Genomic DNA, 26,131 nt, shown 5'->3' on the forward strand with positions numbered 1-26,131 from the left:
CAGGGCGCTCCAAGCCCCATCCTGCTCCCGGACCGCGGCCCTCCCGCTCCACCCGGATGCCCCGCTTTAACGACGCATACACAAGCACAGCGTACATGAGCAAAGATAACGAAACATAAACCAGAAACCATGCCGTTCTGCCGCCCCAGGACATCGCCCACCACCCTGAAGCCCCCAGAAGGCCGATCATACCCAACAGAACGATTGCGCCGCGCATCACTGCATCCGCCGCCCTTCTCAACCAGCCGCATGCCTGCGGACCGGCACCGGCGCTGCGGAGACCACCGCATCAATAACCGCTTCCGCGGTCAGTCCCCCAAACAGGGCAGAGGACGACAGCATCAACCGGTGCGCAAGGACAGGCACGCTCAGCTCCTTGACATCGTCCGGAATGACATACCTTCTGCCCTGCAGGAAAGCCTGGGCCTGAGAGGCCCGCATCAGCGCAATCGATGCCCGCGGACTGGCTCCGAGCGTTACGTCCGGATGTTGTCTCGTAGCTGTCGTCAGCCCCACAATATATTGCTTGATCGTCTCGTCGACATGGACCGTACGAACTTCTTTTTGCAGTGCCGTAAACTCCTCCTGAAGAATAACGGTACGGATGCGCGACAGCGGAAACGCATCTTCCATCCGGTTGAGCATTTCTACCTCATCCCGAGCGTCAGGATAACCGAGATGAAGCTTTAATAAAAAGCGGTCCAACTGCGCCTCCGGCAGCGGGAACGTCCCTTCGAAATCGACGGGATTTTGCGTCGCCAGAATAAAAAACGGCTCCGGCAGCGGATATGTCGTCCCGTCGACCGTCACTCGCTTCTCCTCCATGGCCTCCAGCATAGCCGCCTGGGTCCGGGGCGAAGTCCGGTTGAGCTCGTCGGCCAGAATGATATTGGCCAGCAGCGGTCCGGGACGATATTCAAACTCGGCGGTCCTTTGGTTATAGACCGAGACTCCCGTCAAATCGGACGGCAGCAAATCCGGTGTGCATTGAATACGCTTGAACCGGCTGTCTATCGTTCTGGCAAGTGCGCGCACGAGCATCGTTTTGCCGACGCCGGGCACGTCCTCCAGCAGGACATGTCCGCCGCAGAGCAGCGCCACAAGCAGCTTCTCGATCACGTTCCGTTTGCCTACGATGACCTTTTCGACTTGATACACAATGCGTTCCAATACCGTATCCGGCGAATCCGGTTGAACTGAGGGCGTCGTCATCTCTCAAAACCTCCCGAAAGTTTCGGCAAGCCGGAAACGCTCCAGAAGCGGTTACAGCCCTATCCTTTCTGCTGTCAACGCCGGACTCCCCGTCTTGCACTCTATGTTTCTAGTATGTCCGGGTTTCAGAGTGTTTAGACAATCCAGCCGTCTCTTTCAGCTGTTGATAGATTCCCCACCAGCTTCCGTATGGTCCCGAGAGAGAGATTCGCACTTCCGCCGTTCCCGGCTCAGCCTCGGCAAGGTAAGCCGTCACCCGGCCGCCGAACAGCTCCAGCGTCTTGCGCAGTGGAACGTACAGCACGCCATCCCGCACTTCCATTTCGGGCAGTGAAATCGTCTGCAGCGCTCCAGCCGGATTTATCACGCGGAGCTCCCTTTGCGCAAAATCGTACTCCGCCTGATAAAGCCCCCTGGTCACGGCAGCGGTCCTGTCCTGTTCTTTCCACTCCACCGTACCGCCCATCAAGGAGGACAGCTGCCGAATCGGAACCAGATAATACCCGTCCCGATAAATCATTTCCGACTTTGCCAGACTGACAGCGGTCCCTCCTGTCTGCAGCCGAAGCCGCTCCGGCCCCGGTACGGCCCCCTCAGCGGCAATCATCGTTTGCGGAGTCTGACGAATATTCGGGAGATCAGACCACAATTTCCCATGCTCCCTTGCGGCCGCAACCATTTGTTCATACTTCTCCCTGCTTACGGTACGCGGCCACTTCTGCTTGCCAAGGGAGAACTGGACCGGCTTCACGCTGGAAGAAAGCGTAGCAAACGCATAGCCTTTTTCTTTAAACAGCCGAATGATCCGCGGCAGCGCTTTTACGCTCTCCTCATGGCCCGGGCCATCATGCATCAGAACGATCAATTCATGACGGAAGGGACCCTTCTCCACCGTACGATAGATGCTCTCCGCCGTCATGCCGGGCCGACGCGCATCCTCACTGTCGATGTTCCAGTCATACACCTCGTACCCCGCCAGACTCAAATAATGATAGTAGAACGCGTCAAAATGGCCGAACGTCCCGCCGGGCGCACGCAATAAACGTGTTCGCTCCCCCGTTTGGTCCGCCAGCACCTTCTCCGTCTTTTGCACCTGATCCCAAAATACACTGAAATCGGAATAAAGCTCCTTATATTTATGATTATAAGTATGATTGCCCAGGACATGTCCTTCTTTCACGATCCGGCGCACCAATTCAGGTCTCTGTTCCGCCTGTTCCCCCAGCACAAAGAAGGTCGCCTGAACCCCCTCGGCCTGCAAAATATCCAGTACCTTGGGCGTCAGCTGGCTTGGTCCGTCATCAAAGGTCAAGTATACCGTCGGGTCCGCCGGCACGGAATACGTTTTTTCGGCTTCCATCCGTTTCCCTGCTTGCAACTGCGCAAATACAGCCTCTTCTTCCCCCATACTGCAGGGCATAGCCCATGCCGTATTCGGAAAGACCGCAAACAACAGCATCAAACAAAGCATCCGTAAAATAACAGGTACAAGTCTGCTGCAGCCAAAAGCACATATTCCGCGCATCATGAGCAATCCCTCCGTACAATCTATTAAAAGTGGCGTTAATAGACTATATGGGAGAAGCGCCCGAATTATGTATATTTATCCTTACTAATTACTATATATAATCAAACTTACCAAACCTTCCACGTTTATATTCTATTCCAGATTTATCCTTGTCGATACACATTTTTATTGAACAAACCGGGCCGTCCCGCATAACGGGAATCGATTTTTCGCCATATACCAGAGCACCGCAAAACCTGATTCATGGGCTTTGCGGTGTTTTGTGTAAAAATGATATATATGTAAATTTACATGTCACAAAAGCATAAAGTAGAGAAAACATACGCGGTTGACCGTTATATAGGAAAGATTGGGGTGAAAAACGTAAGCAGGGAGAACATGGAGTTGAGAAATCTGCCCTATGAAGGTTCTCCCCATACTCCGGGGACAATAGCCGAGCCGTAAGAGATTCAATAAGGTCTGTTCGCTTTACGGAACAATGGCTTATAACGCCTTCACAGCCTCCAGCACCTGCTCCACATGACCTTTCACTTTGACCTTGCGCCATTCTTTTACCAGCCTGCCTTCTTCGTCGATCAGGAACGTGGATCGTTCAACCCCCATGTATTCTTTGCCGTACATTTTCTTAAGGGTCCATACCCCGAACTGCTCACATACCGCATGATCCGGATCGGAAAGCAGCAAAAAAGGCAGCTCGTGCTTCGCCGCAAATTTCTCATGAGATTTCGGATCGTCGGGGCTAATGCCGATCACCTCCACGTTTAACTGCCTGAACTGATCGTTATAATCGCGAAAATGACACGACTCTTCCGTACACGTCGGCGTCATATCTTTGGGGTAAAAGTAAATAACGACCTTGCGGCCACGGAATTGCTTCAGCGACACCCTTTTTCCGCCGCCGGCTTGGAGTGTAAAATCGGGGACGATTTGTCCCACTTCGATAGATGACATGAATGCCTCCTCCTTACAATTTATACAAGCATTATACAGTCTTGGCAGGGCATACTCAACAAACACACCCTCGATCCATTTATTAAGGAAGGCAGGCCGACTGCTTTAGTCCGTTAGCCTGCCCCAACAAAAGCTTATGATCCCGCTCCACGATACCGCTTCACTCCGTAATTCCATACGGTCAGCCCGATGGTCAAGAAGACGGCGCCTACAAGCGGCGTCAGTAAAGCGAACGACCCCCAATTGGCCCGATCCAGGAAATAAGCCGCGGGATAAAAACCTACAAACCCGAACGGCAGCACCCAGGTCAGCATGATATTGATCAGCCGGTTGTAAATGGTCACCGGGTATCTGCCGTAGTTTTGCAGATTCCACAGCATCGGCGTGATGCCGGTCGGCGAATCCGAGAAGAACGACAGCGAAGTGAAGAAAATATAGATTCCCCCGTAGATCATGATCGAACCTGCAACCAACAGGATAAATACGAACGGATCATACCACATCAGTCCAAGATCGAGCCGGCTCCAGGAGTAGCCCATGATGATCAACCCGACCAATGCGTTGAACAAAGACGACGGATCCATATTTTCCAGCATCAGCTGCACCAGATTGTGTGCCGGCCGCGTCAAAATCCGGTCCATTTCCCCTTTGACAATATACCGTTCGCTGAAGCCCCATAGGTTGAAAAAGGTAATAAACAGGCCATAGGGCACCATAAAATAACCGTAGATAAATAAAATTTGCTGCTGGTTCCATTCGCCGATCGCAGCCGTATGCTGAAACACGACCAAAATGAAGAAGAGATTCAATCCGTTAAACAACAGATCGGATACGACCTCCATCCAGAAATCGGAACGGTAGGTCAGCCGGGTTTTCATGTAGTTTTTAAAATAATTGATCAGCAGTCCTGCATAGAACATATGGCACTCATCCCCCCTGCACGAACAGGCGCGACCGCGCGCTGCGCCAGAGTATTAGCAGCGGAAGGATGAGCAGCAGGAACCACAGGATCTGTGTGGCGAACACGCCGTATACCGCACTGCCGGTCACCTTTCCTGTAAAAACGGAACCGGGCAAATAAGTGATGGCCGGGAACGGAAGCAGCTTCATCACTCCTTCCGCCCACCCGGGGAAGAACGAGATCGGCACCACCAGGCCGGAGAACAAGTCGACGGCCACCCGTTTCATGCGCATCAGGCCTTCATTATTTTCAAGAAAAAACGCGCACAAGCCGGTAATGATATTGATTTGGGAATTGATCAAAAAGCTGAAAAACAGCATGATCAAAAAAACAAGCCAAACCTGCGGGTCGGTCGGCAGGCTGACGGGAAACAGCAAGGAAACGAGCACCATGCCCGGAACAGAAAACAGCAGCAGGCGAAACAAGCCTTCACCGAGGCCCTGCATCATTTTGACAATAATATAATTGTAAGGACGGATAAACTGAATGGCTACGCTGCCGTCTTTGATTTCATTGGCGATTTCCCGATCCAGGTTATTAAAATAAAACGCCCGCGCCATCCAGGAAACGGCCACATAAGTGGTCATCTGGGTGACGGTCATCCCGCCCAGCAGCTCCTTCGATCCGTAAATCGCCTTCCATAAAAAGTAGTAGGCGCCAATATTAATGGCATAAATAATAATTCCGCTGTAATAATTGACCCGGTAGGCAAGCATCATAAGAAAACGGATGCGGATGATATCCAAATAAGCGCTATACATGAAGGGTCACTTCCCGTTCATCCGGCTCTTCCTGAGCCTGCCGTTTGACGTCGCTTGAACCCGTTTTGTAAATTTCACGCACGATGTCGTCGGTGTTCGTTTCGACAATCTTGATATCTTCGATATTCATAGCACCGACGACGCGGGCCAATACGTCCGAGACGCCGGTCAGCTGCTGCGGGATCCATACTCTGGCCGTCAGCTCGTTATCCAGCGACCAATTCACTTCCAGGCCGCGGGTCAATGCCTTCAAGCGCTCCAGCGCCACCGGCTCGGCGAACCGCAGGATGACTTCCTTGCCTTTGCCCCAGCGCTCCTTCAGCTCTTCCAGGCCGCCGTCATAGATAATCCTCCCGTCATCCAGCATAATGACCCTTGAGCAAAGCGCTTCAATATCCTGAAGATCATGGGTGGTCAGCAGAATCGTCGTGCCGTACCGCTTGTTCAGCGACTTTAAAAATTCGCGAATTTCGGTTTTCACCACAATATCCAGTCCAATGGTCGGCTCGTCCAGAAACAGGATTTGCGGATTATGAATCAACGACGCCGCCAGCTCGCAGCGCATCCGCTGCCCGAGGCTTAGCTTGCGTACCGGCCGGTTCAGCAGTTCACCGAGCTTCAGCCGGTCTACCAGTTCATCAAGCCTGGCCCGGTAGTCGCTGTCTGAGACACGATACACCTTCTTAAGCAGCTCGAACGACTCAATCACGCCGATATCCCACCAAAGCTGGCTGCGTTGGCCGAACACGACTCCGATACCGCGGACAAACTTTTCTCGTTCCTTATAAGGAATGTAGCCGTTCACCCGAATGTCGCCCGAGGTCGGAACAAGAATACCGGTAAGCATCTTGATCGTGGTCGATTTACCGGCCCCGTTCTCCCCGATATAGCCGCAAATTTCCCCTTGGGGGATTTGAAAGCTGATATCCTTGACAGCCCTGACCTGATGGTATTCCCTGTTAAATAAATCGCGAATCGCTCCTTTTAAGCCTTCGCGGTTCTTTTGCACCTTAAACTCCTTGCGGAGCTCATGAACATCGATGGCCCAACGCATGGCACATCATTCCTCCTGTCAAAAAATGCCGAAGCTTGCAGGGATGGCTCGAAACCTTTTATAATGAATTGTAATAGTTTCCTGCCCTAATTGCGCATGATTCAGCTGTATTGTCTAATCCTATACACGATATGATACACGAACGGTCCGGTTTGGAAAAGCGACGAACCCACAGGAAAGGATTTGATTTCCATGGCACGTGCGGTCAAAAGAATATTCATTATCGCTTTGCTTCTTCTGCTCGCAGGCATTGGCTATTATACATATGCCTTTTTAAATTTCGCGAACAATATTCAAAAATCGGATTCGACAAAATTTGGAGGGCTTTTGCCTAAACAAGTCGGATTGACCGACAATAACGCTCCTCCCAAATGGGAGGGCAAAGAACGGGTCAATATCCTTATTCTCGGAGGGGATTCCCGCGGCGGCAACAACGGGGTGGGGCGTTCCGATTCCATCATGATCGCTTCTATCGACCCTATGACGAAAAAAATGCATTTATTCTCTATTCTGCGTGATACTTATGTGAAGATTCCGGGAGTAGGAAACGACCGTATTAACGCGGCGTATGCGATCGGTGGACCGAATTTGTCCATGAAAACAGCCAGCGACCTGCTCGGGATCCCGATTCAGTATTACGTCATGACCGATTTCGAAGGTTTTATCGCGCTTGTGGACGCCATCGGCGGCATTGAGATCGACGTGGAAAAAGACATGCGTTACAGGGATTCCGCGGACAATCACCAGTATGATATCAACCTGAAAAAAGGATTTCAGCATCTTAACGGAGAACAAGCTCTGCAGTACGTGCGATTCCGCCACGACGCGTTGAGCGATTACGCCCGCACGGAACGGCAGCGCAAATTTCTTAAAGCGGTAGCGGAGAAGATGCAGACGACCGGCTCCCTGATCCGGCTGCCCAAAATCTTAAACAGCATTGACCCGTACATTGAAACCAACCTGACTACTACCGATATGCTGAAGCTGGGAGCTCTGGCTTATGAAGCCAAGGCGGAGGGAATGGTCACCAAGCAGATTCCCCCTGCAGAGCTGCTGGTGGAGAGGCGGGTTGGCGGAGCGGCCGTGCTGAGTGTAGACCGGAACAAGCTGCATTCTTATATGAAGTCACTGTTCGAAGGCCGCGATCCATACGCTCCTGAAGAAAAGCCTGTGACCCAGACCCATGAAGCCCTTGGCAGGGACAAAGGCAGCATGACCAAAAAAGAATAGCGCGTTTCGATCAACGGGAAGCTGCGGCTTCCTCTTTTTTTGTAAGCATTGCTGCATTTAAATATGAACACCGATAATAGAGAGGAATGACCAAGATGACTCATCCATCTGGCTTAAGCAAATCAAGATCGCGCTCCGAGAGCTTATATAAGGAAGCGCTGGAGCATATTGTGGGCGGGGTGAACAGCCCTTCGCGTTCTTTTAAAGCGGTCGGCGGCGGGGCGCCTGTCTTTATGAAACGCGGCAAGGGAGCATACTTTTGGGACGAGGACGGCAACCGGTACATTGATTATCTGGCTGCATACGGCCCGATTATCCTTGGCCACGCTCACCCTCTGGTTACCGAGGCCATCTGCCGTGCGGCAGAGAACGGAACACTCTATGGAACGCCTACGGAGCTCGAAATCGAGTTCGCCCGCATGCTCAAGGCGGCCATACCGTCGATGGACAAGGTGCGCTTTGTCAATTCGGGCACAGAGGCCGTCATGACAACGATTCGTGTGGCCCGCGCTTATACAGGCCGCAACAAGATCATCAAATTCGCCGGATGCTATCACGGCCACTCGGATTTGGTGCTTGTTGCCGCGGGCTCCGGTCCCTCCACGCTCGGGATTCCGGACAGCGCCGGCATCCCGGTCAGCATCGCGCACGAAGTGATTACCGTGCCATACAATAATCTTGCGGCGCTTGACGAAGCACTTGCCCGCTGGGGCGAGGACGTAGCCGCGGTCATGGTCGAGCCCATCGTCGGCAACTTCGGCATGGTCATGCCCAAGCCCGGCTTCCTGGAGGGGCTGTGCGCCGCCGCACGCCGCAACGGCTCCCTCGTCATCTATGACGAGGTGATTACGGCGTTCCGGTTCCATTACGGATCGGCGCAAACCTTTGACGGCCTGCCTGCGGGAACGGATTTCGCGGCCATCGAACCCGACCTGACGGCTCTGGGCAAAATCATCGGCGGCGGTCTGCCGATCGGAGCCTACGGAGGCCGTCAAGAGATCATGTCGCAGGTGGCTCCCTTGGGACCGGCTTACCAAGCCGGCACCATGGCGGGTAACCCTGCGTCGATCTCCGCAGGCATCGCATGCCTGCAGGCGCTGCAGGAGCCGGGCGTCTATGCCCGGCTGGACAAGCTCGGCGCTGAGCTTGAGGCCGGCCTGACGGCCGCCGCCGGCAAGCACGGCATCGCGCTGACCGTCAATCGCATTTGCGGCGCTTTATCGACGCACTTCTGCAGCCACCCTGTAACGGATTACGAGCAGGCGCAGGATACGGACAGCGAGAGATTCGCCCAGTTTTTCCGATACATGCTGGAAGAAGGCATCTGCCTGGCCCCATCCAAATTTGAAGCATGGTTCTTGACGACCGCACATACCCAAGCCGATATTGCATATACTGTCGAGGCGGCAGAACGCGCTTTTGCGCGAATGGATTAAACGATGGACATATGACAATAAATTCCCTTTATCACCCGAATCACGAACTATTATCGGAATCCGGTAATAGTTCGTTCGTTTTTTATTATTCCCGTAACCACGCCTTAAAACTTCCTTTATTCACCAGTTATGCAAAATAGATAGCGCTTACAATTGGTTAACAGCCTGAATGTTCTATTGTCTCAAAAACAATTTCATGTTATTCTATAAATACTTTTGAAATCAAATACTATCGGCTAAATGTAAGGTTTTAGTCATGATAGCTATGAAGATATGCGCTCATTACATTAACGTGGGCACATTTATTTTTTTATTATTGCCCAGTTATGCATATCTTCAAGAGAAACGAGAACCCGCCGGCGCAATCGATTATGCAGAATAAATGAATTTTTATTCAATGCGTTCTCACGTTGGCTTTGTTATCTCTTCTTGCAGCGACATGAACAAAGCCTTGATCTCAGTACGAACCGACTTTTAACTACCAGGGAGGTGACGGTCAGCCTGCTGACCACGAGAATGAACGAAGTTATGCGTAATGAAGGCCGCTTTCAGAATCTGTTGGCCACCGAACATGATAGCTGCGGCATCATTTGTATTGTAGAGAAAGATGGGTTTCCTTCCCGCGACAACATCCAAAAAACGGTCGATGCCCTTGTTAAAATGGAGCATCGTTCAGGTTTTATTAACGGCGAAGGGGACGGCTGCGGTATTTTGACGGATATCCCCAGGGCACTGTGGGAGAAAAAACTGACGGAGGCCGGACTGGACGGCAAGCTCGCTTACGATGAGCGCTTTTCCATAGCCCATATTTTTGTTCCCCGCAAGCTGGACATTTCGGTTGCCGAGATGCAAAAGGGCATTCGGGAATTGTTTTCCCAGTTCCAGGTCAACATTCTTCTCGAACAAGAAAACGAGGTCGACAGCAGCGTGCTTGGTCCTAACGGCCGCAATGACGAGCCGACCTTCTGGCAAATCGCAGCGCTGTGCGAGAAGCAGGAAGTGAAAGTAGCCGATCACTTGTTCGAGCTTCATGTCGCCATTGAGTCCAAATACAACGTGCATGTGGCTACGCTGAGCAATGTAACCGCAGCTTACAAGGTTATGGGCGCAGCAAGCATTCTGCCTAAATATTTTAACGATACTCGCGACCCTCTGTTTGCGGCACAAGTGACCATTGGTCACAACCGCTACTCCACCAATACACAATCAAGCTTTTTCCGCGTCCAACCGTTCTCATTGCTCGGCCACAACGGCGAGATCAATACAGTCAAGAAATTGCGTCTGGAAGCCGATATGGTCGGCGTACCGCTCGTAGACGGCGGCAGTGACTCTCAGGATATGAACCGGACGATCGAAACGTTCATCCACCGCTTCGGGCTCAGCCTGTTTGAGGCGATGGAAGTCGTATTCCCGCCGATTCTCAACGAAATGAAGCTGTACCGTCCGGAGCTCCAGGATCTCTATGTCTATTACCGCCAAACTTGGGGCCATTACGCGCAAGGCCCGGCCGGGATCGTATCCCGCTACGGCAATGAATGTATTTTCAGCGTAGATGCCCTTGGTCTTCGTCCAGTCTGGATGGTAGAAAGCGAAACATCCCTTTATTTCTCCTCCGAACAAGGCGTGATCACGGTAGGCGAGATGGTAGCCGATCCCAAGCCGATCGCTCCGGGCGAAAAAATCGGGGTCATCCTGACACCGGGAGAGCATGTGCAGGTCATTCCGTATCATCAGGTACAAAATATTGTGCTGAGCCGCGCTCAAGCCCGTATCGGCTTCGAAGGACTGCGCAAGCACCTGCATAATGAATTGCCGCCGGTAGAAGCCGCTCCTTCGGCAGATATTACGCCGACAGACGCGCTCTACAGCTCTTTTGGCTGGGATCGCGACGGTATCCAGATGATCGAATCCACGGCACAGACCGGTGCGGAGCCGATCCGTTCCCTCGGTCATGACAGCCCGCATGCCGCTCTGAACCCGGAACGTGTGAACATTCCGGACTTCATTAAAGAAAGCGTAGCCGTCGTTACGAATCCGGCGATCGACCGCGACCGTGAAATGGAGCACTTCTCCACCCGTGTCGTAGTAGGTCCGCGCCCCAGCCTGTACGGCCAGCCGGATGACCGTCTTCGCATCGAATTGCTTTATCCGGTTGTGCTTGAAGGCAGCAACGGCATTGACTCTTTAACGGAGCTGAACCAGCCAAGCTTCGAACAGCTCGTAGCTCTGTTCGGCGCTCATAACGGTGATGCCGTCGCAACGCTTTCCACAACGTTTGCCCGCGGAACCTCGCTTAAAGAAGCGCTGGAGAAGCTGGCTGCCGACGCGGTCCAAGCGGTCCGTAACGGAGCCATGCTGCTGATTCTGGATGACAGTGAGGCGCATCAGAACGACCGCCTGTGGATGGATCCGCATCTTGCGGTATCCAAGGTCGATATTGCCTTGAGAGCCGAGAAACTCGGACACGGCGATAACCTGCGCCGCCAAACAACGCTCGTTTTGCGCAGCGCTTCGATCCGCAACCTGCACGATATCGCAGTAGCCTGTGGTTTGGGTGCGGATGTGCTGTCTCCTTACCTCTTGTTTGCAACGGCATCGTCCAAAGACGGCGCACTTGCGGCACGCAAAGTGTTCACCGCCTTGATGAAAGGCTTGGAGAAAGTCATCTCCACCATCGGTACGCACGAGCTTCGCGGCTACACCCGCTTCTTCTCGTCCATTGGATTGAAGCCGGAGCTGGCTGAAGTGCTGGATATCGTCAATTACCTGGGCAGCGACAACGCGGGCACCGGTTTTGCCGAGCTCGAAGCGGATGCGGAAGCCCGTTACAACGACTTTACCAATCCAAAGGCCAAAGCGGCGCGGAACTTCCGGTTCTTCCAACGGATGTGGAAAGCCCTCGGCGATACGGCTTCCGGTGCGGCACCTTATTCGGATTACCGCGACAAGCTGCGCGAAGAGGAAAAGAAAAATCCGATTTCCATCCGTCACGTTGCCGACTTCAACTTTGAGAAAGCTTACGCTGAAGGCCGTAAACCGCTGGACCCGTCACAAGTGAATATCGGTATCGGCGATCACGATCTGCCTATGCTCATTTCTTCCATGTCCTTCGGTTCGCAGAACGAAACGGCATTCCGCGCTTATGCGGAAGCCGGCGAGCGACTGAATATGGTAACCATGAACGGCGAAGGCGGCGAGATCAAAGACATGCTGGGCCGCTATAAGCGGACCCGCGGCGCGCAAGTGGCGTCCGGACGTTTCGGCGTGAACGTAGAACTGGCCAACGCCGTAGCGTTCCTTGAGATCAAAATCGGCCAAGGCGCTAAGCCGGGCGAGGGCGGCCATTTGCCGGGTTCGAAGGTTACGGCTAAAATCGCGGCCGCACGGAATGCTACCGTTGGTTCCGATTTGATTTCGCCATCCAATAACCACGATATTTATTCGATTGAGGACTTGGCGCAAATTATTTCCGAGCTGAAGGAAGCAAGCGGACGCAAAGCGAAAATCATCGTTAAAATTCCGGTTGTGCCGGGTATCGGCACGATTGCTGTCGGCGTTGCCAAAGCAGGCGCGGACGTTATCACGCTTTCCGGCTTTGACGGCGGTACAGGAGCGGCACGGATCCACTCCATCACGCATGTGGGACTTCCGACGGAAATCGGTACGAAGCTTGCTCACCTCGCCTTGATCGACGCCGGTCTGCGTCATAAGGTTGAGCTTTGGTCCGACGGCGGAATGAAATCAGGTGCGGACGTCGTCAAAATGTTTATGCTCGGCGCCAACCGTGTCGGCTTCGGTTCCATAGCTATGCAAGCGATCGGTTGTACGACCTGTCGCGGATGCCACTTGGATACTTGCCACGTAGGTATCGCGACGCAAATCGATTCGATGGAAGAAGCTGAAGAGAAAGGTCTGCGCCGCTTCGTACCTCGCGTATACGATACGGCTGTTGAATCGCTTGTCCGCTTGTTCAGCGGTATCGGTGAAGAAATTCGCGAGATCGTCGCTCAATTGGGCTTCAAGAATGCGCAAGAGCTCGTAGGTCGTTCCGACCTGCTGCAGCAAACGAGCCATCTGGAGAGCATCGACCTTTCCGATCTGCTTCGTCCGGCTCCGATTTCCTTCGCTGCGGCCAAAGATGCCGAGCGTGAAGTTGCCGCCGCAGTATCCTCGGATATCCGTATTGCAGCCGGCGCGGAAGGCCAGGAATTCTTCCCGGATGCCGTATCCTTCGCAGCTCCGGTAGAGCGCACGTGGAGCAAAGTAGACGCGGAATCCCGTATCTTGGGCAGCCGCTATGCCAGCCATCGGGTAAGAGACCGTTTCGACGGCAGCTACGACGAGCTTCCTCCGGTCAACATTACGATGACCGACGGTTCCGTACCGGGCAACGGACTCGCTGCCTTTAACGCCCGCGGCGTGGAAATTACGGTTCACGGCGGCGCGGAAGACGGCGTCGGCAAAATGTCGCTCGGCGGTAAGGTCTCTATCCTGAAAGCACCTAGCAAGCACAAGCAATTCATTAACGGCTCCGTAGGTAAATCTTTCGGCTACGGCGCTCAAAAAGGCTTGTTCCTGATCCAAGGCAATGCCGATACTCGCGCATGTATCCGTTTCTCGGGCGCAGATGTCGTGTTCGGCGGCGAGATCACTTCCCCGCTTCGGGATGAGCTGGGCGGTCTGGCAGCCCGTGCGAACCTCAAAGGCTTCGCGTTCGAGTATATGACCAACGGACGCGCCGTCGTTCTAGGCGACCCGGGTCCATGGATCTGCGCCGGGATGACCGGAGGCGTGATCTACCAGCGTCTTGTTCCCGAGATGGGACTGGATCAAGCAGCGATCGAACGCCGCATAGCCAAAGGCGCGAAGGTAAAAATCGAAGCAGTCGGTCCACAAAGCATCAAGGATCTGAATGAACTGCTCGGCGCATACCGCGATGCGCTTGCTTCTTCCGGCCAACCGGAAGCCGCGGCTAAAATTGAAGACCTGCTGAATAATTTGCAGGCAAACTTCGTACGCATCGCACCGGTAGGTCTGCAAGCCGATCAATCGGTAGCAACGGAATAACATAGTCATCCCCCCAGGCTGTCAGCTCTGGGGGATTTGTTTTATCGAGGTTCATTTTGGAGCAAGAAAATCGTTAACCTCGCTAAAACCTTATCACATTAAGTAAATAAACTTTTTCAACCGCAGCCTATGTCCTTGTCTGGACCCTCACTTCATGTAAGCTATATCTTAAGCAAAGCAGGCCCTTCTCTTTCATGCCGGAGCATGGAAAGAGAAGGGCCTGCTTTGTTTTTAGCTCAACCTTTGGCCGCGCGGTAAGCTTCGATATACTGTGCCGCTTTTTTAGCCACCAGACTGTAGTCTCCTGTTTTCACGGCATCCGTAGTCAAGTCGGAGCCGATACCGACCGCTACGGCGCCGGCTTTGATCCATTCGCCCAGATTGCCAAGAGACACGCCCCCCGTCGGCATCACGTTTGCCTGCGGCAGCGGTCCTTTGATTGCTTTGATCATCGCAGGCGAATACAGATTGCCCGGGAACAGCTTCACCACGTCAACTCCCAGTTCCAGCGCCCGCTGAATCTCCTGGATCGTCATCACTCCAGGCATGACAGGCACCCGGTAACGGTTGCACAGCGTGACCGTATCCGGATTCAGCGTCGGCCCTACGACGAATTCGGAGCCGCTCAGAATAGCCGCTCGCGCGGTTTCCGGGTCTAGCACCGTACCTACGCCGATAATTGCGTATTTACCCGGATCCTGCGCCGTGCTGGAATACTTCTTCGCAAGCTTCTCAATCGCTTGTAATGCGAATGGTACGGTCATTGTCACCTCAATGACCTTAATACCGCCTGCAATGGCCTGCTCCGCCATCTCTACCACTTCATCAGGCGTATCTCCGCGAAGCACTGCGACAACGCCTTCATTCACTAACTGCTGCATCAGCTGAATTTTCTTCATCCTGCCCTCTCATCCCTTTCTTTCTACCGCTCCACATGCTTTTCATTATTCAAGAATGCTTCAACCTGCTCCCATGTCGGAGCTCCTTCCCAGTCGCCTTCCACCTGCACGATCATACAGCCGATGAGATTGCCGAGACGTACCGCTTCCGTCAAGCTGTAGTTTTTAAGCAAACCGACGATAAAGCCGGCACAAAAGCCGTCTCCCGCTCCCACCGTGTCAACTACACGCTCGGCTTTGAAATACGGCACCGAACTGACTTGTCCTTGCTCGACGATGAGCGTTTCGTTATTGCCGCCTTTGACGATCGAAACCGCCCTGAGCTTGCTCAGATGAGCGACGATTTCGTCAAAGCTCTCCGTTTCGTAAAGCAGCTTCAGTTCGTCCAATCCCGGCAGGAAATAATCCGCATCCTTCGCGAGCTCCAACAGCACCTCGCGCGCCTCATCAAGCGACCAGAGCTTCAGCCTAAGGTTCGGGTCAAAACATACCTTAACCTCATGCCTGCGGGCAATCCGGATCGCTTCCTTGACGGCTTCGCGGCAGCTTGAGCTGAGTGCCGCCGTAATCCCCGTAACATGTAAATACTTCGCCTGCTTGATGTATTCCTCGTCCAGGTGCTCCGGCCCCAAAGTACTGGCCGCCGAGCCTTTGCGGTAATAGTACACCGACGGCTTACCTGATACGTCTTCACGCAGCATCAATCCGGTTGGCGCTTCCGGAGTCAGCTCCACACGAGAGACGTCTACGCCTTCACCGCGGATTCTCTTCAGGATCATCCGTCCGAACGGGTCCTTCCCCAGACGGCTGAACCACCCGGCACGGTGACCTAACCGGGAGATGCCGATCGCCAGATTTCCCTCCGCCCCGCCAAACATCCCCTGAAAATGCTGGGCATATTCGATTCCTTTGGGGTTCTCCGGAATCATCAGCGCCATCGACTCTCCAAAAGTGATGACTTCAGGTTGAAACATCTGCCAAGCTCCTGTTTGTCTGTTCGTCGCCATTATCTCGTCATCCACCCTCCGTCTACGCATAACACATGACCACTCATATAATCGGAAGCCTGCGAGGCCAAGAAAACCACAGGGCCTTGCAGGTCTTCCGGCGTACCCCAGCGCGCCGCCGGAATACGTCCCAAAATTTGCGCGTTGCGCTCCTCATCCGCACGAAGCGGAGCCGTATTGTCCGTAGACATATACCCCGGAGCGATAGCGTTTACTTGAATGCCATATTTTGCCCACTCATTGGCAAGCGCTTTCGTAATGCCTGCGACGGCATGCTTGGAAGCCGTATATCCCGGAACATGAATCCCGCCTTGAAAAGAAAGCATGGAAGCGATATTGATGATTTTACCCGATCCCTGCTTAATCATTTCGAGGCCAACAAGCTGCGACAGGAAAAAGACCGTATTCAAATTCAATTTCAACACATCATGCCAGTCTTGAGCGGAATGATCTGCGGCCGGCGTACGGCGAATAATGCCCGAGTTGTTGACCAAAATGTCGATTTTACCGAAAACGGACAGTGTCTCGTCCACAACGCTTTTGAGCACGCTTTCATCCATCAGATTCGCTACAATCGTATGCGCTTTCCGCCCCATAGCCTGGATTTGCTGCTCAACCTCGCGCGAGCGGTCGTTGCTGGTGACGATCACGACATCGGCTCCCGCATGGGCCAGCCCTAAGGAAATACCTCCGCCCAAACCGACCGCACCACCGGTAACAATAGCCACTTTTCCGGTTAAATCAAACAGATTCATCTTCACACCCCATTCAAACGTTTTAAGCGCTTTCGGTTTTAACGATCAGCGGGTTGACCTGACCTATTTATTATAAGGCAATCATCGGCAAATCGCTATACTGTGGTACAAAAAGAAGCCTTCCCGACGCTGAATTATTCGGCGCCGAAAAGGCCGTAAAGCAGATGGTATGTCGCACGAATCCCTCCGTTGTTCACTGCAAACCGTTCCGTATACTTTTTCTCCATTTCCGCAAAAAGACGCCGTCCCGCACGTTGTGTCTCTCTGGAATCCGAATTGGCGTTGCCTGCGCCTACCCGCTTCACACTGTACAAGAAGCTCCTGACATCCGTGAACGTCTGCACATCCATATCCTCCAGGCCGGTAAAAGCAAAACTTTGCTTCAGCCCGCCGGAACTCTGGACCAATAATCGCTTCCACTCCGCCAGACTTAAAAAGTCTTGTCCATGAGACATCTTCGAAAGCCCAAGCTCGCGCTCCGCGGCTCTAAAAGCTTCATGCAGCTCTACAAAGGTTTGCGGCCCGAACGTGGCAAACGCGAGCAGACCGTCCGGCTTGAGCCGCCCAAGCCAAGCCTTCATGGTTCGTCCCGGCTCGTCAAACCATTGAAACGTTGCGCTCGATATGATCACATCGGCTTGTCCGTACTCCGTCGGCGCCCATTTCTCGTCATCGTTTCCCGGCGGCTCCGCATCACCGACAAACGTCTCCAGACGTCCGGCGGCCATATCCCCATAGCGCTGCCGCGTGCGCTCTGCCATTTGCGGAGATAAATCGATGGCCAGCACACTCGCTTCCGGATAAGCGTCAAGCAGCTTGCCGGTGAGCAGTCCCGTACCGCAGCCGATTTCGATAATGCGGCTTACATTCTTCGGCGCTTTCCGCTTCAAAACCAGGTGCAGCAGACGATCCGCCATCGTCCGCTGCACAACCGCATATTGATCATAGCTTCCGGCGTGCCGGTCAAAATGCCGCCGTACCTTGCTCTTATCGATCCTTGTCGTCATCTAGAAAACCCCTCAGATGTTCGTAAAAAGCAGCCTGTCTCGTCAAGAACGGAACATGCCCCGTATCCTCGAGAACCACGCTCCGCACCCCTTCCGTTTCATCCGGCATCGCCCCAACCGGGCAGATCGCATCCCCGCTCCCATGAATCCACAGAATCCGGCCTCCTGCCGAAGTGAAGACGGGAACCAGGGCCTTGGACCAGGCTTCGGTCACATCGGTTTCGATTAAATACTTCAGCCCGGCCTTCAGGCCTTCCAAAGAGAAATCCGGTTCACAGGCTGCCACGATCTTCCCTTCGGCACGCTCATTCGCAGATACCATCGAATCCGCAAACTGCTGCAGCACATGCTCCCGATCCGTTTCCAGCTTGCCGAGCATTCGCTCTACAATCCGCCTCGGCCAGCCCTGCTTCCGGTCGGCACTGACAAAACAGAGTGTCGAACCGATCACAACAAGCCGCTTGATCCCTAACGACCCGAATGCCGTTCCCATCTCGCCGGCCAGTTGCGCCAGCCTGTCTACAGCCAGCATACCGCCCATAGACCAGCCGACGACCGTTTCGGGCTTTACTTCCCGGAGCACCCGGTCGAAGGCTTCATAGAACGCTTCGATCGAATGGCAGTCCGCATATGAAAAAAAATGATGCCCGATCCCTTGGCCTGTCCATTGCTCGCGAACGGATGATTCCCATATCCATGGTGACATTCCCCAGCCGTGAATCCATAAGATGCGTCTTGTTACGTCTACCATCTCTCTCACCGACTTCCATACCAAAAATAGGCTCGAGCCTAAGCTAATTCGCGTCCTGCCCTGTCAATTTGCTCGACCGCCCATTGCAAATCCTCGTCCCGGTGGGTAGCCATCAGCGTAAAACGTATTCTAGCCGTTCCCTCCGGCACGGTCGGAGGACGAATCGCTACAGCGGCGATTCCTGCCTGCTGCAGCTTCTCGCTAAATCGCACCGTCCGCTCATTGCTTCCCAACAGTAGCGGCACAATATGGCTCTCGCTTTCGCCCGTATCGAATCCGCGCTGCCGCAGCGCCTCGCGGAACCAGACGGCCTTTCGCGAAAGCTCCTTACGCCGCCACTCCTCTTTTCGGGCCTGAAGCCAGTTAAGCCTCACGGACTCGATGACAGCAGGCGGCAGCGCCGTCGTATAAATGAAGCTGCGCGCCTTGTTGACAAGATACTGCTTAAGTACCTCATCCCCCGCAATATAGGCACCATATCCGCCGTAGGCTTTGCTGAACGTGCCCATTTGGATTTCGACCCGTTCGGTTAACCCAAGCTCATGTACCAGTCCTTGCCCTTGCTCTCCATACAGCCCGCCGCTGTGCGCTTCGTCGACCATCAGCATCGCTCCATAGCGGTCCTTGAGCTCCACCAGTTCACGTAAAGGGGCTATGCTTCCGTCCATACTGAAGACCGAATCAGTAACGATCAATTTTTTGCTGCCGGTATCCGCTTTTCGGAGCAGTGTTTCCAAATGATCCAAATCCCGATGGCGGTACCGGACATGCTCCGCGCGGCTAAGCACAATGCCGTCGACAATGCTTGCGTGATTCAGCCGATCGCTGAACACGACGTCGTGGCGTCCCATTAAAGACGGGATGACGCCGACATTGGCCATGTATCCGCTGCTGAACAGCAGGCAGCTTTCCGTGCCTTTAAAGCGGGCAAATTCCTCTTCAAACCGTCGATAAACCGGGTTATTGCCGACAATCAACCGCGAAGCGGCAGCTCCCATCCATGCATCAGCGATTCCGCTCCGCTGCTGCAGCCCCAAATAATCGTTCGAGGCCAGATTGAGCATCCTCCGTCCGTCCCGCAGCAGCCAGCCTTGTCCCTGCGGCTCCGAGTCCACTAAATAACGGAACTGGGCCCGCTCCTTCAGCGATTCCAGTTCCGTATGCATCCACTGCCAAGCCGATTTCCTCATTTCCAAACGCCACCTTACAGAGCGCACAGCTCGATCTCGAACCCAAGGTCCTCAATCATCTTGTGGTCAGCCGTCGCCTCTTGGCCTTCCGTAGTCAAATAATCGCCGACAAACACGGAATTCGCCGCATATAGTCCCAGCGCCTGCAACGACCTCAGATTCACTTCGCGCCCTCCTGCTATCCGAATCTCTTTGGTCGGGCAAATGAACCTCATCAAAGCAAGGACCTTCAAGCATTTGCGCGGATTCAGCTCACGGTTGTTTTCCAGCGGCGTTCCCGGGATCGAATTCAGGAAATTGACCGGGATCGAATCCGCATCCAACTCCCGTAAAGCATAGGCCATCTCTACAATTTCCTCATTCGTCTCACCCATGCCGATAATACAGCCCGAACAAGGAGACATACCTGCCGCTTTTGCTTTTTCCACCGTATCTACCCGGTCGTCATATGTATGAGTAGTTGTTATGTTGGAGAAATTTTGCTTGCTCGTATTCAAATTATGATTATACCTGTCTACCCCGGCTTCTTTCAGCTTAACGGCCTGTGCCTCGCTCAAAATCCCAAGGCAAGCGCAAATTTTCATCGGCATCGTCGACTTAATTTCTTTCACGGCCTCTACAACCTGATCCAGCTCTTTATTCGTCGGACCGCGGCCGCTGGCCACGATACAGTACGTCCCAACCTTGAGCTCCATCGCTTTGCGGGCGCCGTCTACCAGCGTTTCCTTCTCCAACAGCGGATATTTTTGAATCGCCGCCTTCGATACGATCGATTGCGAGCAGTAGCCGCAGTCCTCCGGGCAAAGCCCGCTTTTGGCGTTGATGATCAGATTCAGCTTCACTTTTTTCCCGTAATAATGCTTTCTCACTTTAAACGCCGCCTGCATAAGGGCAAGGACTTCGTCATCATCGGCTTCAAGCACCGACAACCCTTCCTTCAAATTAAGCAATTCGCCGCGAATGGATTTATCCGCCAGCTCGTTCCAATTGGTCTGCAATGTCAACATCCGAATTGTCCTCCCGCATGAATGAACTATTTTTGTCCGCTAAAAGTATTCCATAACCGCTTGCATGTCGATCCGGTGCTCTACAGTCTCCACCCAAAGCTCACGCCAAGCTGACCACCCTGCATCGGTTTGCGGACTTTCTCCGTTCCAAGGCAGCATGCCCCATACCCGAACCTGACCGAATGTTTCAATCATGCGCCGGTTTTCTGCCAGGCCTGGGTCGTGTTCATCCTCATAGCCGTTCATAATGACGCCGGCCACCTGCAGCCCTCTCTGCCTTGCATACTCTACGGTCAGCAGCGTATGGTTCACTGTTCCCAGCTTAGGGCGGGCTATGATCAGCACCGGCAGGCCCAAAGCTGCGGCCAAATCAGCAACCAAATGCCGTTCGGTCAAAGGCACGATCAGTCCGCCGGCTCCTTCGATCAGAAGCGGACCGTCGGCTTGCAGCCTTCGGTGTCCTTCCTGAACCAGAGCTTTCCAGTCAATCGTCTTCCCTTCCCGCTTCGCCGCCATCCACGGAGCCAGCGGCGCTTCAAGCGTTATCGTCACCGTGTCCGACTCCTGCTGTCCAACGCCGCTGCCCTGTACAAGCCGATAACTATCCGCTTGGGCTTCACCCATTCGAACTCCGGACTGCACAGGTTTCCAAAGACGCAGCGTTTGTTGTTTTACGCCTCGCAATCTGCGGTTGATCGCAGCAGCAAGCGCACTTGTCACCCAAGTTTTCCCCACATCCGTATCCGTACCGGTAACGAACAATCCTTTACTCATAGGTCATCCCTCTATACTTAAACCGTTTTATTGTTAACCTCATTTTAATTATATTAGGTTAACAATTCAACTAGAACGTATTTTACTACACACCCGTGCAGCAGACAAGTTATTTCTATTAACTCGGCTGAGCGATCTAACCCCTTTACGAAATAGGGCTATTCCATGACTCCGGCGTTCAGGTAAGCCCGAATCAGTTTCAGCACACGCTTATGGAGTTCGGCTTTCACCGTTTCCCAGTGGATATTCAGGTAAGCTTGTAGCTCCACTACCGTTACGCCGTCCACACCGGGGGCTCCTCCGTTTTGGACCACTCGCTTGTAAGCGAGCCGTAGGTTGTCCCCTTCGAGCATCCTTTCCAGCAGGTCGTCCTTTGATTTGCGAGAGAAAGGGAAGACTTGTGCCGGCGAAGAGCTCGGCGCTTCGGCATACCCTCGCGGCTTCACCGCTGCTCTTTGCCGGAAGCTCTCTTGCGAGATATTCTGCTGTCGTTGCTCTCCGCGCGAACGCATCGGTTTCCTCTCTCCTTTCGGTTCGGCCCTTCCGCTGTCCGGCGTCCCGTACTTGCGTACTATGGCCTCTGCTGACTCCTGAGGATTCAGCAGAGCCTTCCGACTCTGGTTACGAATTAACTTCGCGTATTCCGCAGGCCTCCCCAAATAAGAACGTCATCTGCCTGCCCGCGACCACTGGAGTCTACAGGGTTAGCCTTCGGCGGCTTTGGATTTCATTGTGTTTGGGCAACTCATCCGACTGGACTCTCACCCTAAAGATGACGCCCATGCTGGGCGTACCAAAAAAAAACAACCCCTCGCATTTGCGAGAGGCTGTTTTACGTCCCAGGAGGGATTCGAACCCCCGACCGACGGCTTAGAAGGCCGTTGCTCTATCCAGCTGAGCTACTGGAACATGATATGGAGCGGGTGATGGGAATCGAACCCACGCTACCAGCTTGGAAGGCTGGAGTTCTACCATTGAACTACACCCGCATTAAATTTAAAGTGGTCGGGACGACACGATTCGAACATGCGACCCCCTGGTCCCAAACCAGGTGCTCTACCAAGCTGAGCTACGTCCCGTTATTCAATGCCGGTAGAGGGACTTGAACCCCCACGGTTTCCCTCACGATTTTGAGTCGCGCGCGTCTGCCAATTCCGCCATACCGGCATGATGAGTTAAATTCACTCATGATGGAGCGGAAGACGGGATTCGAACCCGCGACCCTCGCCTTGGCAAGGCGATGCTCTACCCCTGAGCCACTTCCGCTTACTAAATATCAAACCAGACTCCATTAACTATATTCGACCGAGACCAGTCAGGTTTCTCTTCACCATATTCCTATGCGCTAGGAGATGGGATACTCTCCGTTACGCTCCAAGACTGTGAAGCGGTCCTAACGAAGCTTATGCTTCGGCAAACCCTTTGAGTTCTCGCTCTGATTCATGAATGGAGCGGAAGACGGGATTCGAACCCGCGACCCTCGCCTTGGCAAGGCGATGCTCTACCCCTGAGCCACTTCCGCGTTTCCGTTAGAAACAATGGTGAGCCATGTAGGACTCGAACCTACGACACCCTGATTAAAAGTCAGGTGCTCTACCAACTGAGCTAATGGCTCCCTTTATCGTAATCTGAAAAAACTGGGGATCTAGGATTCGAACCTAGGCATGACGGAGTCAAAGTCCGTTGCCTTACCGCTTGGCTAATCCCCAATGCTGATAAGATAATGGGGCGATCGAAGGGAATTGAACCCTCGAATGTCGGAGCCACAATCCGATGCGTTAGCCACTTCGCCACGACCGCCGTAATCATTGAACCAGGCGAATGGGTAATGGTGCCGTCGAGAGGAGTCGAACCTCCGACCTACGCATTACGAGTGCGTTGCTCTGCCTCTGAGCTACGACGGCATAGTCTTTAAATTAAAAACGTCGGACAATCGGATAATCATCTCCGTATTATTCCGATGTTTAAATTGTGCTTCATTTAGTTGAAAATCATGGCGGAGCCGACGGGATTCGAACCCGCGGTCTCCTGCGTGACAGGCAGGCATGTTAGGCCTCTACACCACGGCTCCACATATTTTTCGAATGCTTGGCTTCGAAATTGGTTGCGGGGGCAGGATTTGAACCTGCGGCCTTCGGGTTATGAGCCCGACGAGCTACCGGGCTGCTCCACCCCGCGTCAGTATAAGTAATCTATGGTGGAGGCTGACGGGATCGAACCGCCGACCCTCTGCTTGTAAGGCAGATGCTCTCCCAGCTGAGCTAAGCCTCCATGGGATGACCCGTAGGGGATTCGAACCCCTGTTACCTCCGTGAAAGGGAGGTGTCTTAACCCCTTGACCAACGGGCCTTGCTATAATGTACTACGGAGAGAGAGGGATTCGAACCCTCGAGACGCTTGTGACGCCTACACGATTTCCAATCGTGCTCCTTCGGCCAACTCGGACACCTCTCCAAAATGGCTCCCCGAACAGGACTCGAACCTGTGACAACTCGATTAACAGTCGAGTGCTCTACCAACTGAGCTATCGGGGAATGTTAATGGTTGTGGAGTATTAAAGTGTCAAACAATACCCGCTTGGCGACGTTCTACTCTCCCAGGACCCTGCGGTCCAAGTACCATCGACGCTGGAAGGCTTAACGGTCGTGTTCGGTATGGGTACGCGTGGTTCCCTTCCGCCATCATCACCAAACGTATTGATGTTTCTTCCAGGAAACATCGCATTTTCACTTTCAAGGCGGCTTGCGCCCTGAAAACTGGATCGAAACCAAGCCGCTGATCATCTTCATGTGCTTTTTGGATAAGCCCTCGACCGATTAGTATTCGTCAGCTCCACACGTTGCCGTGCTTCCACCCCGAACCTATCTACCTCGTCGTCTACAAGGGGTCTTACGTACTGGGAAATCTCATCTTGAGGGGGGCTTCACGCTTAGATGCTTTCAGCGCTTATCCCTTCCGTACTTGGCTATCCAGCCGTGCCTCTGGCGAGACAACTGGTACACCAGCGGTACGTCCATCCCGGTCCTCTCGTACTAAGGACAGCTCCTCTCAAATTTCCTGCGCCCGCGACAGATAGGGACCGAACTGTCTCACGACGTTCTGAACCCAGCTCGCGTACCGCTTTAATGGGCGAACAGCCCAACCCTTGGGACCTACTTCAGCCCCAGGATGCGATGAGCCGACATCGAGGTGCCAAACCTCCCCGTCGATGTGGACTCTTGGGGGAGATAAGCCTGTTATCCCCAGGGTAGCTTTTATCCGTTGAGCGATGGCCCTTCCATTCGGTACCACCGGATCACTAAGCCCGACTTTCGTCCCTGCTCGACCTGTTTGTCTCGCAGTCAAGCTCCCTTTTGCCTTTGCACTCTGCGAATGATTTCCAACCATTCTGAGGGAACCTTGGGGCGCCTCCGTTACGCTTTAGGAGGCGACCGCCCCAGTCAAACTGCCCACCTGACACTGTCCCCATACCCGCTTAGGGCACCAGGTTAGAACTCCGATACGATCAGGGTGGTATCCCAACGTCGCCTCCACACAAGCTGGCGCTCATGCTTCCCAGGCTCCCACCTATCCTGTACAGATCGTACCAAAGTCCAATATCAAGCTGCAGTAAAGCTCCATGGGGTCTTTCCGTCTTGTCGCGGGTAACCTGCATCTTCACAGGTATTAAAATTTCACCGGATCTCTCGTCGAGACAGCGCCCAAGTCGTTACGCCATTCGTGCGGGTCAGAATTTACCTGACAAGGAATTTCGCTACCTTAGGACCGTTATAGTTACGGCCGCCGTTTACTGGGGCTTCGGTTCACAGCTTCGGTCTTACCCTAACCGCTCCCCTTAACCTTCCAGCACCGGGCAGGCGTCAGCCCGTATACTTCGCCTTGCGGCTTCGCACAGACCTGTGTTTTTGCTAAACAGTCGCTTGGGCCTTTTCACTGCGGCCCCCTCGGGCTATTCACCCTACCGGGGCACCCCTTCTCCCGAAGTTACGGGGTCATTTTGCCGAGTTCCTTAACGAGAGTTCTTCCGCGCGCCTTAGCATCCTCTGCTCGCCTACCTGTGTCGGTTTGCGGTACGGGCACCTTCTCCCTGGCTAGAGGCTTTTCTTGGCAGCCTGAACTCATGACCTTCGGTACTCCAATTTTCCCTCCCCATCACAGCCCAGCCTTTCGATGTGCGGATTTGCCTGCACACCAGCCTCACTGCTTGGACGAGCATCCATCAGCTCGCGTCACTATCCTTCTGCGTCACCCCATCGCTCATAACGGTTCACGGTGGTACAGGAATTTCAACCTGTTGTCCTTCGACTACGCCTTTCGGCCTCGCCTTAGGTCCCGACTTACCCTGAGCGGACGAACCTTCCTCAGGAACCCTTAGGCTTTCGGCGGATCAGATTCTCACTGATCTTTTCGTTACTCATACCGGCATTCTCACTTGTAACCGCTCCAGCTGTCCTCACGATCAACCTTCAACGCTGTTACAACGCTCCCCTACCCCAGATATTTTCATATCTAGCCATAGCTTCGGTGGTGTGTTTAGCCCC

The 26,131-nt window shown here is 53.6% G+C and carries 17 protein-coding genes, 16 tRNA genes, 2 rRNA genes and 1 pseudogene (1 of these 36 only partly in view); 3 read left to right on the forward strand and 33 right to left on the reverse strand.

What is annotated here, in order from left to right:
* Positions 1-237: 237 nt before the first annotated feature.
* From IJ22_RS18815 to IJ22_RS18840, 6 genes are all read right to left on the reverse strand, one after another.
* Entirely contained in the window at positions 238-1,212 is a 975-nt protein-coding gene (locus IJ22_RS18815) for an AAA family ATPase (protein WP_062409919.1), read from the reverse strand.
* 109 nt (positions 1,213-1,321) lie between these two features.
* The gene (locus IJ22_RS18820; RefSeq protein ID WP_082660883.1) at positions 1,322-2,740 is read right to left on the reverse strand and encodes a polysaccharide deacetylase family protein; all 1,419 of its coding nucleotides are present in this window, start codon (positions 2,738-2,740) and stop codon (positions 1,322-1,324) included.
* A gap of 483 nt (positions 2,741-3,223) precedes the next feature.
* A complete protein-coding gene (bcp, locus tag IJ22_RS18825) occupies positions 3,224-3,691 on the reverse strand; it encodes a thioredoxin-dependent thiol peroxidase (RefSeq protein WP_062409920.1) in 468 nt (155 codons plus the stop codon).
* Between the two features lie 134 nt (positions 3,692-3,825).
* Complete coding sequence (locus IJ22_RS18830) at positions 3,826-4,611, reverse strand: ABC transporter permease (RefSeq protein WP_054820247.1); 786 nt, start codon at positions 4,609-4,611, stop codon at positions 3,826-3,828.
* Between the two features lie 7 nt (positions 4,612-4,618).
* Positions 4,619-5,413: an ABC transporter permease gene (locus IJ22_RS18835; RefSeq protein ID WP_062409921.1), complete on the reverse strand. Its 795-nt coding sequence runs from the start codon at positions 5,411-5,413 to the stop codon at positions 4,619-4,621.
* A complete protein-coding gene (locus IJ22_RS18840) occupies positions 5,406-6,467 on the reverse strand; it encodes an ABC transporter ATP-binding protein (RefSeq protein WP_062409922.1) in 1,062 nt (353 codons plus the stop codon). Before IJ22_RS18840 ends, IJ22_RS18835 begins: the two co-directional genes overlap by 8 nt.
* 192 nt (positions 6,468-6,659) lie before the next feature.
* Between IJ22_RS18840 and IJ22_RS18845 the strand changes: the two genes are divergently transcribed.
* The 3 genes from IJ22_RS18845 to IJ22_RS18855 all read left to right on the forward strand — a co-directional run bounded on the left by IJ22_RS18845 (position 6,660) and on the right by IJ22_RS18855 (position 14,200).
* Positions 6,660-7,697: an LCP family protein gene (locus IJ22_RS18845; RefSeq protein WP_062409923.1), complete on the forward strand. Its 1,038-nt coding sequence runs from the start codon at positions 6,660-6,662 to the stop codon at positions 7,695-7,697.
* Positions 7,698-7,792: 95 nt separating this feature from the next.
* Positions 7,793-9,133 (forward strand): glutamate-1-semialdehyde 2,1-aminomutase, encoded by a 1,341-nt coding sequence (locus IJ22_RS18850; protein WP_062409924.1) that lies wholly within the window; start codon positions 7,793-7,795, stop codon positions 9,131-9,133.
* A 516-nt stretch (positions 9,134-9,649) separates the two neighbouring features.
* Positions 9,650-14,200 (forward strand): glutamate synthase-related protein, encoded by a 4,551-nt coding sequence (locus IJ22_RS18855; protein WP_235594168.1) that lies wholly within the window; start codon positions 9,650-9,652, stop codon positions 14,198-14,200.
* Positions 14,201-14,436: 236 nt separating this feature from the next.
* On the opposite strand, the gene IJ22_RS18860 is transcribed toward IJ22_RS18855, so the two are convergent.
* The 27 genes and pseudogenes from IJ22_RS18860 to IJ22_RS18990 all read right to left on the reverse strand — a co-directional run.
* On the reverse strand, positions 14,437-15,099 hold the full coding sequence (locus IJ22_RS18860) for a bifunctional 2-keto-4-hydroxyglutarate aldolase/2-keto-3-deoxy-6-phosphogluconate aldolase (protein WP_062409926.1): 663 nt from the start codon (positions 15,097-15,099) through the stop codon (positions 14,437-14,439).
* Between the two features lie 23 nt (positions 15,100-15,122).
* The gene (locus tag IJ22_RS18865) at positions 15,123-16,106 is read right to left on the reverse strand and encodes a sugar kinase (protein ID WP_062409927.1); all 984 of its coding nucleotides are present in this window, start codon (positions 16,104-16,106) and stop codon (positions 15,123-15,125) included.
* Positions 16,106-16,861: a 2-dehydro-3-deoxy-D-gluconate 5-dehydrogenase KduD gene (gene kduD, locus IJ22_RS18870; protein ID WP_062409928.1), complete on the reverse strand. Its 756-nt coding sequence runs from the start codon at positions 16,859-16,861 to the stop codon at positions 16,106-16,108. Before kduD ends, IJ22_RS18865 begins: the two co-directional genes overlap by 1 nt.
* Positions 16,862-16,995: 134 nt before the next feature.
* Positions 16,996-17,868 carry a methyltransferase gene (locus IJ22_RS18875; RefSeq protein ID WP_062409929.1) on the reverse strand — a complete coding sequence of 291 codons (873 nt, stop codon included), beginning with the start codon at positions 17,866-17,868 and terminating at the stop codon, positions 16,996-16,998.
* Entirely contained in the window at positions 17,849-18,619 is a 771-nt protein-coding gene (locus tag IJ22_RS18880; RefSeq protein ID WP_054820094.1) for an alpha/beta fold hydrolase, read from the reverse strand. The genes IJ22_RS18875 and IJ22_RS18880 overlap by 20 nt, the downstream gene beginning before the upstream one ends.
* 38 nt (positions 18,620-18,657) lie before the next feature.
* Positions 18,658-19,809, reverse strand: coding sequence for an 8-amino-7-oxononanoate synthase (gene bioF / locus IJ22_RS18885; RefSeq protein ID WP_054820093.1), 1,152 nt, complete (start codon positions 19,807-19,809; stop codon positions 18,658-18,660).
* 14 nt (positions 19,810-19,823) lie between these two features.
* Positions 19,824-20,816, reverse strand: a complete 993-nt coding sequence (bioB, locus tag IJ22_RS18890) for a biotin synthase BioB (RefSeq protein WP_062409930.1) — start codon at positions 20,814-20,816, stop codon at positions 19,824-19,826.
* Between the two features lie 39 nt (positions 20,817-20,855).
* Entirely contained in the window at positions 20,856-21,590 is a 735-nt protein-coding gene (gene bioD / locus IJ22_RS18895) for a dethiobiotin synthase (protein WP_054820092.1), read from the reverse strand.
* Between the two features lie 215 nt (positions 21,591-21,805).
* Positions 21,806-22,102: pseudogene (locus IJ22_RS18900) on the reverse strand (group II intron reverse transcriptase/maturase); the annotation flags it as partial.
* A gap of 323 nt (positions 22,103-22,425) precedes the next feature.
* Positions 22,426-22,499: transfer RNA gene (locus IJ22_RS18905), tRNA-Arg, on the reverse strand.
* A gap of 6 nt (positions 22,500-22,505) precedes the next feature.
* Positions 22,506-22,579 (reverse strand) — tRNA-Gly (locus IJ22_RS18910).
* Positions 22,580-22,592: 13 nt separating this feature from the next.
* Positions 22,593-22,669 (reverse strand) — tRNA-Pro (locus tag IJ22_RS18915).
* An 8-nt stretch (positions 22,670-22,677) separates the two neighbouring features.
* Positions 22,678-22,757 (reverse strand) — tRNA-Leu (locus tag IJ22_RS18920).
* Between the two features lie 24 nt (positions 22,758-22,781).
* Positions 22,782-22,856: transfer RNA gene (locus tag IJ22_RS18925), tRNA-Gly, on the reverse strand.
* 181 nt (positions 22,857-23,037) lie between these two features.
* Positions 23,038-23,112, reverse strand: a tRNA-Gly gene (locus IJ22_RS18930).
* Between the two features lie 17 nt (positions 23,113-23,129).
* Positions 23,130-23,205 (reverse strand) — tRNA-Lys (locus IJ22_RS18935).
* Between the two features lie 22 nt (positions 23,206-23,227).
* A tRNA-Gln gene (locus IJ22_RS18940) sits at positions 23,228-23,299 on the reverse strand.
* Between the two features lie 15 nt (positions 23,300-23,314).
* Positions 23,315-23,390 (reverse strand) — tRNA-His (locus tag IJ22_RS18945).
* A 29-nt stretch (positions 23,391-23,419) separates the two neighbouring features.
* A tRNA-Thr gene (locus tag IJ22_RS18950) sits at positions 23,420-23,494 on the reverse strand.
* A 90-nt stretch (positions 23,495-23,584) separates the two neighbouring features.
* Positions 23,585-23,661, reverse strand: a tRNA-Asp gene (locus tag IJ22_RS18955).
* A 30-nt stretch (positions 23,662-23,691) separates the two neighbouring features.
* Positions 23,692-23,768 (reverse strand) — tRNA-Met (locus IJ22_RS18960).
* A gap of 17 nt (positions 23,769-23,785) precedes the next feature.
* A tRNA-Val gene (locus IJ22_RS18965) sits at positions 23,786-23,861 on the reverse strand.
* Between the two features lie 6 nt (positions 23,862-23,867).
* Positions 23,868-23,939: transfer RNA gene (locus tag IJ22_RS18970), tRNA-Glu, on the reverse strand.
* Between the two features lie 16 nt (positions 23,940-23,955).
* Positions 23,956-24,044, reverse strand: a tRNA-Ser gene (locus tag IJ22_RS18975).
* A gap of 4 nt (positions 24,045-24,048) precedes the next feature.
* Positions 24,049-24,124, reverse strand: a tRNA-Asn gene (locus IJ22_RS18980).
* 41 nt (positions 24,125-24,165) lie between these two features.
* Positions 24,166-24,282 (reverse strand): 5S ribosomal RNA (gene rrf / locus IJ22_RS18985).
* A 104-nt stretch (positions 24,283-24,386) separates the two neighbouring features.
* Positions 24,387-26,131: ribosomal RNA gene (locus IJ22_RS18990) — 23S ribosomal RNA — on the reverse strand; it runs 1,174 nt beyond the window's last position.

It is taken from the genome of Paenibacillus naphthalenovorans, from assembly GCF_001465255.1.
Lineage (GTDB): Bacteria > Bacillota > Bacilli > Paenibacillales > NBRC-103111 > Paenibacillus_G > Paenibacillus_G naphthalenovorans.